This window comes from Streptomyces sp. NPDC001848 (assembly GCF_042891915.1).
Taxonomy (GTDB): domain Bacteria; phylum Actinomycetota; class Actinomycetes; order Streptomycetales; family Streptomycetaceae; genus Streptomyces.
On sequence record NZ_JBIATP010000001.1, the window covers coordinates 159,230 to 167,335 of the forward strand.

The window sequence follows — 8,106 nt, forward strand, 5'->3', positions numbered from 1 at the left end:
CCTTCACCAGACCGCCCACTGCGGGGGCACGCCCGGGCAGCGACTCTAACGGAACCGGGGCCGCCGTGACGACGGTCGCGGAGGGCGGTCACGACGCGGGCTGTTCCAGGGGCTGCTCGGTCCAGATGATCTTGCCGTCGGTGGTGTAGCGGGTTCCCCAGCGCTCGGTGAGCTGTGCGACGAGGAACAGTCCGCGCCCGCCCTCGTCCTCCGTGCGGGCACGCCGCAGCCGGGGCGAGGTGCTGCTGCTGTCGGAGACCTCGCAGATCAGCGCGCGGTCCCGCAGCAGGCGCAGCTGGACGGGGCCGGCGGCGTGCCGGATGGCGTTGGTGACCAGTTCGCTGGCGACCAGCTCGGTGGTGTAGCCGAGTTCGTCCAGACCCCAGGCGGACATCTGGGCGGTGACCGCCTCCCGCGCCCGGGAGACGACCGCCGGATCGCTGGGCAGCTCCCACTCGGCGACCCGCTCCGGCCCGAGCGCGTGCGTCCGGGCCACGAGCAGGGCCACGTCGTCGCTCGGCCGGGACGGGAGCAGGGCGTCGAGGACGGCCTCGCAGGTGTCCTCCGGCGCCCGGCCCGGGCAGGCGAGGACGGCGCGGAGCTTGTCCAGGCCGGTGTCGATGTCCCGGATCCGGTCCTCGATCAGACCGTCGGTGTACAGCACCAGTTGAGTGCCCTCGGCCAGCTCCAGCTCCACCGTCTCGAACGGCGTCCCGCCGAGCCCGAGCGGCGGTCCCGACGGCAGGTCGACGAAGTCCACGCTGCCGTCGGGGCCGACGACCGCGGGGGCCGGGTGGCCGGCCCGGGTGAGGGTGCACCGCCGGGACACCGGGTCGTAGACGGCGTACAGACAGGTCGCACCGACGATCCCGGCGTCCGGGTAGGTGGGCTCCACGGCCCAGCCCTCGCCCCGGTCGAGGCGCCCCACCAGGTCGTCCAGGTGGGTGAGGAGTTCGTCGGGCGACAGGTCCAGCGAGCAGAAGTTGTGCACGGCGGTGCGCAGCCGGCCCATGGTGGCCGCGGCGTGCAGTCCGTGCCCGACGACGTCGCCGACCACCAGGGCCACCCGGGCGCCGGAGAGCGGGATGACGTCGAACCAGTCGCCGCCGACCCCGGCCTGCGCGGGCAGGTAGCGGTAGGCGACCTCGACGGCGTCCTGCTCCGGCCGGCCCCGGGGCAGCAGGCTGCGCTGCAGGGCGAGGGCGGTGTTGTGCTCGCGCGTGTAGCGGCGGGCGTTGTCGATGGCGATCGCCGCGCGGGCGGCCAGCTCCTGGGCGAGGGACAGGTCGTCGTCCTCGAATGGGGTGGGCTTCTCGGAACGGTAGAAGCTCACCACACCGAGGATCGTCCCGCGGGCCCGCAGGGGCACCGTGATCAGGGAGTGGATGCCCTTCGTCAGTGCCCGCCCGAACCGCGCCGGGTCCTGGGCGATCCAGCCGTCGGCCTCGGACAGGACGGGTTCGAGCACGGACTGCCCGGTCTCCAGGCAACGGACCTGGGGGGTGGAGGGCACGTACTGGACGAGGTCGCCGATGCCGTACACGTGCAGCTCCTCGCGCACGCTGCCGAGCGCGACCCGGCGCAGCGGGGACTGACTGCCGAGCGGACCCGGCTCCTCGCCGAGCAGCACCGAGTCGGGCAGGTCGACGACCACCAGGTCGGCGAAGCGGGGGACGGTCACCTCCGCCAGCTCCTCCGCGGTGCGGGTGACGTCCAGGGTGGTGCCGATGCGCACGCTGGCGTCGTGCAGCAGCTCCAGGCGCTTGCGGGCCAGGACCGCCAGTCGGCCGACGCCGGGCTCACCGACGAGGAGCAGCCAGCCCTCGGCGCCCATACCGCCGTCGTCCCCGTTCGCCTCCGGCGGGGTGCAGGGCTGGGTGGCGGCCTCGGATGGCGTCGGCGGCGCGGTGGCGGGGGCCGGGGGCGGCGGTGCGACCGCGCGCAGGACGACCGGCGGGGTTCCGTCCGGTTCCACGGGCGCGCGGGGCGGTGCCGACGGGGTGATCGACGGTGCCGGCGGGGCGATGAGCGTGGGCACGGCGGCCTGCAGCGGCGCCAGCGACTCCGCCGGTGGAGCGAGTTCCACATGGCGCAGGTGCGGGCCCCCGGCGACACGGGCCTCCACGACCACGCCGGTCTCACCGGCCGCTCCCCTGACCTGGCGGCGCAGCAGCGTGGCGACGCGCCCGCCGGACAGGGCCACTTCGTCGAGGGTGCGCTGCGGCGAGGCGATCAGTTCCTCCGCCTTCTCCCGCAGCACGGCCAGGTCGACAGGGGTGAGGGAGTCGCCTGCGGAGCCGAGCCCGTCGCCCACGTGCTGGGGCTGCCGCGGCCAGTCGGGGGCGCCGTCCGTTTCCCGGCAGGCTCGCCGGTACGCGGCGAGCAGCGCCCGCTCCCGCTCGGTGGCCTGTTCCAGCAGCCGGCCCTCGATGTCGCGGGCGGCCTGCCGCACCAGCCGCAGCATGGCGGGGTCGCCGTCCTCGCGCAGGCAGGTGAGGTCGAGGACGGCCTCGATCCGCCCGCTGAGCGGGTCGCGGATGGGCGACCCTGCGCAGGCGAACGGCTGCAGGCAGTCGGCGAAGTGCTCACGGCCGACGACGTAGATCGGGCTGCGACCGGCCAGCGCGGTGCCGACGCCGTTGGTGCCCGCGGCCCGCTCCGAGGCGTCGAAACCGGGGGCGAAGTTCACCGCGTCGAGACGCTCGCGCAGCTTTCGGTCGCCGCCGTGCCGCTGAACCATGTGGGCCCGCGCGTCGCAGAACGCGATCGCCATGCTCACATTGGCGAGTGACGCGGTCAGTTCCTTCAGGACGGGGTCCGCCGCGCGCAGCAGCCGCTCGTCCAGCGCCGGGGCGGCGGTGTAGGGCACCAGGAGGCGGTGCGGCTGCACACCATCGGACCTGCATCGCTTCCAGGATTCGAGCACCGAGACACGGACGTCTGCGTCGACTCGTGCGCCGGCCAGAAAACGCTCATGGGCATCGACGAGACCGCCGATGTCGTCCCAGGCGACGGACACCGCGCTCACTTCCCTCACGGAGGGCATCCCTCCCAGCCCTTCACCGTAGCCCCATTATGCCGCGAATCACAACATCAAAAGCATGAGCGGCAAGGGCGATGCGCAAGGAGATATCGGGGCCGACGCCGGGTGGGAGGCCCACTCCCGGGAGAACATGATCAACCGTCCGGACGGGCGACAGGCACCCGTGGCGGCGCCACCCGACCCGGAATTCACCGTGCATGTGGTGCGCCCCCGAGCGGGAATTCGCAATAACTGCCGGAATTTTCGCGAAATATGCTGTGCGCGTTTTGCGCCATTGCACCGCCGGTTACCCGAACGTGGTGCTCGAATCCGACACAAACAGGAGGCCGGGCCGATGACGACCAGAGCCGAGCAGGAACTGCCGGAGCTGTACGGGCAGAACAAGGCGACACTGGGTCGGCTCCTCGCGCACGGAGGCCTCGGGCGGGCCGAGGAGGGCCCCGACGGCCGGCTCCATGCCCAAGTGCGCATTCCGCCCGACGAGGTGATATGGGAGCCGTCCATCGTCGTCATGCCCCATGGGGGCGACCTGGAGATCGAACTCCACAACGACGACACGAACACACACCGCGCGCTCCTGCCGAGCAACGGCGACAGCAAATGGATGTGGCTTCCGGTGTACTCACGGGGGAAGACCGTGCTCAACCTGGACGGACCCGGCTATTACTGGTTCGGTTCCAACGTCGGCAAGACGAGGGGCGCGGTCTCGTCGGAGTGATCGCCGTCATGGGGGATGTTCCGCAGGCCGCCCGCCTCGACCGTCCGGAACAGCCACGGCCATAGAAACCGCCGTTGAAAAAGGCCGTCCGGTGACCGCCGGGCCGGCAAGGAGGACCCCATGGTGGAGTACATTGACGCGCCACCTGCCGTCAATTTCGCCGCATTGAGCACCATGGTCGGCACCGCGCCGCCGGTGGCACAGGACGTGAGGTACGAACGCATTCTCCGGGCGCGTTCCGAGCCGCAGAACTGGCTCACCTACTACGGTGCCTACGACGGGCAGCGGTACAGTCCGCTGGACCAGATCAACACCGAGAACGTCCAGCGCCTCACTCCCGCCTGGGTGTTCCAGTTCGGCTCGTCCGGTTTCCACGCGGGCCAGTCGACCTACGCCTTCGAAGCCGCCCCCATCGTCGTGGACGGGGTCATGTACCTCTCCGGCTGGGACGGTTGGGTCTGGGCCGTCGACGCCCGGACGGGGCGGCAACTGTGGCAGTACAAGCACGCGATCCCCACCAAGCGGGCACGCTTCGGCACCGACGACGGGGCCGGGCAGGGGCGGGTCGTCGGCTACCGCCTGACCGACGAGCGCAGCGGCCGGGTGCTGGTGTACCTGCCGTGCCTGCAGGAGCCTCACCCCGGAGGTGCGCGACCGGCTCGCGGGCTGCGCCTGTCTGTTGGTCGACGGCACCTGCTGGGACGACGACGAGGTGATCCGCCTCGGCAGGGGGCGCCGGACCGCGCGCCAGATGGGCCACCTGCCCATCGCCGGCCCCGGCGGCAGCCTCCAGCAGCTGTCCCCGCTCCCCGTCGAGCGCACGATCTACACCCATCTGAACAACACCAACCCCGTCCTGCTCGAGGACTCGCCCGAGCGGCGCGCCGTCGAGCGACACGGCGTGGAGGTCGCCGTGGACGGGCTCGACCTGTGGATCTGAGGGCCATGGCGACGGCGACGGAAACCGACGAATTCGTGGCGGCGCTGCGCGGGCAGTCCCGCCGCTACCTCGACCGGCACCCCTTCCACCCGGCGATGAACGAGGGCGCGCTGACCCGCGGGCAGCTCCAGGTGTGGGCGGCCAACCGCTTCTACTACCAGGAGAACCTGCCCCGCAAGGACGCCGCGATCCTCGCCAACTGCCCCCATCGCGACGTGCGCCGCCGGTGGATCCTGCGCATCCTCGACCAGGACGGCACCGCGGACGCAGTAGGCGGTATCGAGGCCTGGCTGCGGCTGGGCGAGGCGCTGGGCCTGAGCCGGCAGGAGTTGCTGGACGAGCGGCACGTCGTCCCCGGGGTGCGGTTCGCCGTCGACGTCTACGTCACCTTCGCCCGTACCCGGCCGTGGACCGAGGCGGTGGCGTCCTCGCCGACCGAGCTGTTCGCGCCGGACCTGATGGCCGAACGGCTCGCCGCGTTCGAACGCCACTATCCGTGGATCGACCGCACGGGGCTCGCCTACTTCCGCTCCCGCCTCACCCAGGCCCCCCGCGACGCCGAGCACGCCCTGGAGGTGGTGACGGCGTACTGCGGGCGTCACACCGGCCCCGAGCGAGGCGGACGCCTGCGCGATCGCGGCGCGGCGGACCGGTACGGGAGCACGGCCGGGCGAGGGGTTGCTCGCCCAGGTGCGCGAACGGTCGGGCTGGAGGGGGCTCGGCCTCGCCGTGCTCGCCCTGGCCGGCCTCGTCGTCGGCTCCGCGGTCACCGGCATCGGCACCAAGGGCATCCTGGGGACGTACGGGCTTCAGGGAACCGTCTTCGGCGCGACCATCGTGACGGTGGTGCTGGCGGTCGAGGACCCCTTCCTGACCGTGGAACCGGCCCGGAAGGGGGCACCGGAGATCGGGATCGGCAACGTCATCGGAAGCGTCGTCTTCTCGGTCACGGGCAAGCTGGGCATCGTGCTGCTGGCGGGCAGCGTGGTCATCGACCGCAGCGTGCTGACCTGGCACCTGCCCGCGCTGCTGGTGGTGAACGGCTTCGGGGCGTACGCCGTCTCCACCGGGCGGCTAAGACGCCGGCACGGTTTCGTGCTGCTCGCGCTGTACGTCGTGTACTGGATCGTGAGTTTCACCGGGTTCGGGATGATTCCTGCCGACACATCCTGACGGGTGCCGGGTGCCGAACCCGCCTCCCGCGACGGACGCACCTCCCTGCCGCGTAGAGCAGAGGAAGGGATCCGTACCGGGAGGGGAGTGCTCTGTGGCAGGGCGAGTGTTCAGGCATGCGTTCGGAAGCGCGTTCAGGGGGGTCAGGGGGACGGCGGTCGCTGCGGCGGCCATGGCGGCGCTCACCGCTTCGCAGGCGCCGGGCGCGCCGGTGGCACGGGCCTCCGAGCCCGCGCGGCCGGACGTCCCGGTCGAGCACGGGCCGAGCGTGTCCGGCGACACCCCCTACCGCACCCAGCTGCCACCGCTGCGCACCGGGAAGCCGGACCGGGGTGGCCGGTCGGTGGCGGGCGGGGCGTCGGGCGGAGCACTGCCCGCGACGGTGTTCGCCGCCTACCGGCACGCCGAGGCGGAGCTGGCGCGCACGGCGCCCGGATGCCATCTGCGCTGGCAGCTGCTGGCCGCGATCGGGCAGGTGGAGTCGGGGCAGGCGTGGGGCGGCCGGGTGCGGGCGGACGGCACGACGGTGACACCGATCCTCGGACCGCGGCTGACCGGCGGCCCCTACGCCGTCGTACGGGACACCGACGGGGGCGCCTACGACGGGGACCCGGTGTACGACCGCGCGGTCGGGCCGATGCAGTTCATCCCGTCCACCTGGGCCCGCTGGGGCGCGGACGGCAACGGTGACGGACGGAACGACCCGAACAACGTCTTCGACGCGGCGCTCGCCGCGGGCCGCTACCTGTGCGCGGGCGGCCGGGACCTGTCGGATCCCGCGCAACTGGACCGGGCGATCCTGGGCTACAACGACTCGCAGGAGTATCTGCGGACGGTCAGAGCGTGGTACGCGTACTTCCTGCAGGGGCACCGCGTGGTGCCGGACCTGCCCGGCGGCGCCGTGCCGCAGGGACCGAAACCGTCCCGGAAGGGCGGCGCGGCGCATCCCTCGCCGAAGCCGTCGGACCACCGCCCGGGCGCGGCGCCGTCCCCGACCCCGTCGGCCCCGGGCTCCGGGCCCTCCCCCACCCCGTCCCCGTCCCGCACGGCAGGCGCCCCGCAGCGGACGGACGCGCCGCCGCTGCCCGTACCCACCCCGAGCATCGGGCTGCCCGGCCCGGGGGTGCTGCCCAGTGGGGGCCCGCTGACCAGCAACGGTGCGGACACGATGGGCTCCGCCCCCTCCCCAACCGCGGATACTGGGCGGTAATGTCGCCACCCGCCGGGTGCACAGGACCGGCGGGTGAGCGCGAAGGGGCCCTCATGGCGACGGACATGCCTGCTGAGACAGGGGCGGCCAGGGACGCGGAGACACAGGCGGCCCACGACGACCGCTGGAAGCGCATGTGGAGCCATCGGGAGCACCTGTTGAAGGTGGCCCGGCGCCGGTCGATGAGCCTTGAGGACGCCGAGGACGCGGTGCACGAGGCGATGCTGCGTGCCGCGGAGCGACCGGACCTCGACGACGAGCGCCTCGGCGCCTGGCTGACCACGGTGACCATGCGGCTGTGCGTGGACCGGTACCGGCAGGTCAACCGGGAGGCCGAGGTGCACACCAGTCCCACGCTCCTCACGCCGGGCCCGGTGCCCGTCGACGAGGCGGTGTGCGACCGGGCCGAGGCGCGGTGGCTGGCGGTGCGCAGCGGGGAGCTGCCGGCCCGCCAGGCGGAGGCCCTGCGGCTGAAGTCGGAGGACCTGGACGTGGGTCAGGTGGCCGTGCGGATGGGCCTGAGCTACCGGACCGTCGAGTCGCTGCTGGCCCGGGCCCGGCGGACGCTGCGCGCCTCGCTGGCCGGAACGCTCGGGATCGTGCTGTTCCTGCTCGGGCGCGGGCGGCCGCGCGGGGTCGGCAAGGCGCAGGCGGTGGCGGTCACCTCGACGGCGGCGACGCTGGTGGTGGCGGGGTTCGTGCTGCCGCGGACGCTGGGCGGGGGCGAGGGTGCCACGGAAGCGCCGGTCCCGCGGCCGGCGGTGTCGCAGAGCGCCGAGGCGCTCCGCCCGGGCGGCACCGACAGCACGGACCGGTTCGGTACGCCGCGGACGCGCACGGCCTCGCACACGACGCGGACACCGGCCGGCCGGGAGACCCGCACACCGGGCACCGACTCACCGCTGCCCCTGGCCGTGCCGTCCCTGCCGGAGGTCTCCTCGGCCCCACTTCCGGGGTTGTCGGCGCCCGGCGTCCCCGGCGTGAGCGCGGTACCCACCGTGCCGAACCTGCCGGTCCCGTCC

General features: G+C 73.2%; 6 protein-coding genes and 2 pseudogenes. 7 read left to right on the top strand and 1 reads right to left on the bottom strand.

Annotated elements, in window-relative coordinates; genetic code table 11:
• Positions 1-88 precede the first annotated feature (88 nt).
• Positions 89-3,046, bottom strand: coding sequence for a SpoIIE family protein phosphatase (locus ACFYZJ_RS00820; protein ID WP_388561409.1), 2,958 nt, complete (start codon positions 3,044-3,046; stop codon positions 89-91).
• A gap of 331 nt (positions 3,047-3,377) precedes the next feature.
• On the opposite strand from ACFYZJ_RS00820, the gene ACFYZJ_RS00825 reads away from it, so the two are divergent.
• The 7 genes and pseudogenes from ACFYZJ_RS00825 to ACFYZJ_RS00855 all read left to right on the top strand — a co-directional run.
• Complete coding sequence (locus ACFYZJ_RS00825) at positions 3,378-3,761, top strand: MSMEG_3727 family PQQ-associated protein (protein ID WP_388561411.1); 384 nt, start codon at positions 3,378-3,380, stop codon at positions 3,759-3,761.
• Positions 3,762-3,935: 174 nt separating this feature from the next.
• Positions 3,936-4,229 (top strand): annotated as a pseudogene (locus ACFYZJ_RS00830) (PQQ-dependent dehydrogenase, methanol/ethanol family); the annotation flags it as partial.
• 178 nt (positions 4,230-4,407) lie between these two features.
• Positions 4,408-4,701, top strand: a complete 294-nt coding sequence (locus tag ACFYZJ_RS00835; RefSeq protein ID WP_388561413.1) for a hypothetical protein — start codon at positions 4,408-4,410, stop codon at positions 4,699-4,701.
• 32 nt (positions 4,702-4,733) lie between these two features.
• Positions 4,734-5,276, top strand: a pseudogene (gene pqqC, locus ACFYZJ_RS00840) (pyrroloquinoline-quinone synthase PqqC); the annotation flags it as partial.
• A gap of 115 nt (positions 5,277-5,391) precedes the next feature.
• On the top strand, positions 5,392-5,874 hold the full coding sequence (locus ACFYZJ_RS00845) for a sodium:calcium antiporter (RefSeq protein ID WP_388561415.1): 483 nt from the start codon (positions 5,392-5,394) through the stop codon (positions 5,872-5,874).
• A 172-nt stretch (positions 5,875-6,046) separates the two neighbouring features.
• On the top strand, positions 6,047-7,084 hold the full coding sequence (locus tag ACFYZJ_RS00850) for a lytic transglycosylase domain-containing protein (RefSeq protein WP_388561417.1): 1,038 nt from the start codon (positions 6,047-6,049) through the stop codon (positions 7,082-7,084).
• Between the two features lie 53 nt (positions 7,085-7,137).
• Positions 7,138-8,106 (top strand): sigma-70 family RNA polymerase sigma factor (locus tag ACFYZJ_RS00855; protein WP_388561419.1); only part of this gene is annotated, 969 nt, incomplete at its 3' end.

Bases quoted from the DNA above. Each gene is read 5' to 3' on its own strand.
- ACFYZJ_RS00850 (WP_388561417.1), top strand. From the start codon at position 6,047: ATGGCGGCGCTCACCGCTTCGCAGGCGCCGGGCGCGCCGGTGGCACGG.
- ACFYZJ_RS00820 (WP_388561409.1), bottom strand. From the start codon at position 3,046: ATGCCCTCCGTGAGGGAAGTGAGCGCGGTGTCCGTCGCCTGGGACGAC.
- ACFYZJ_RS00825 (WP_388561411.1), top strand. From the start codon at position 3,378: ATGACGACCAGAGCCGAGCAGGAACTGCCGGAGCTGTACGGGCAGAAC.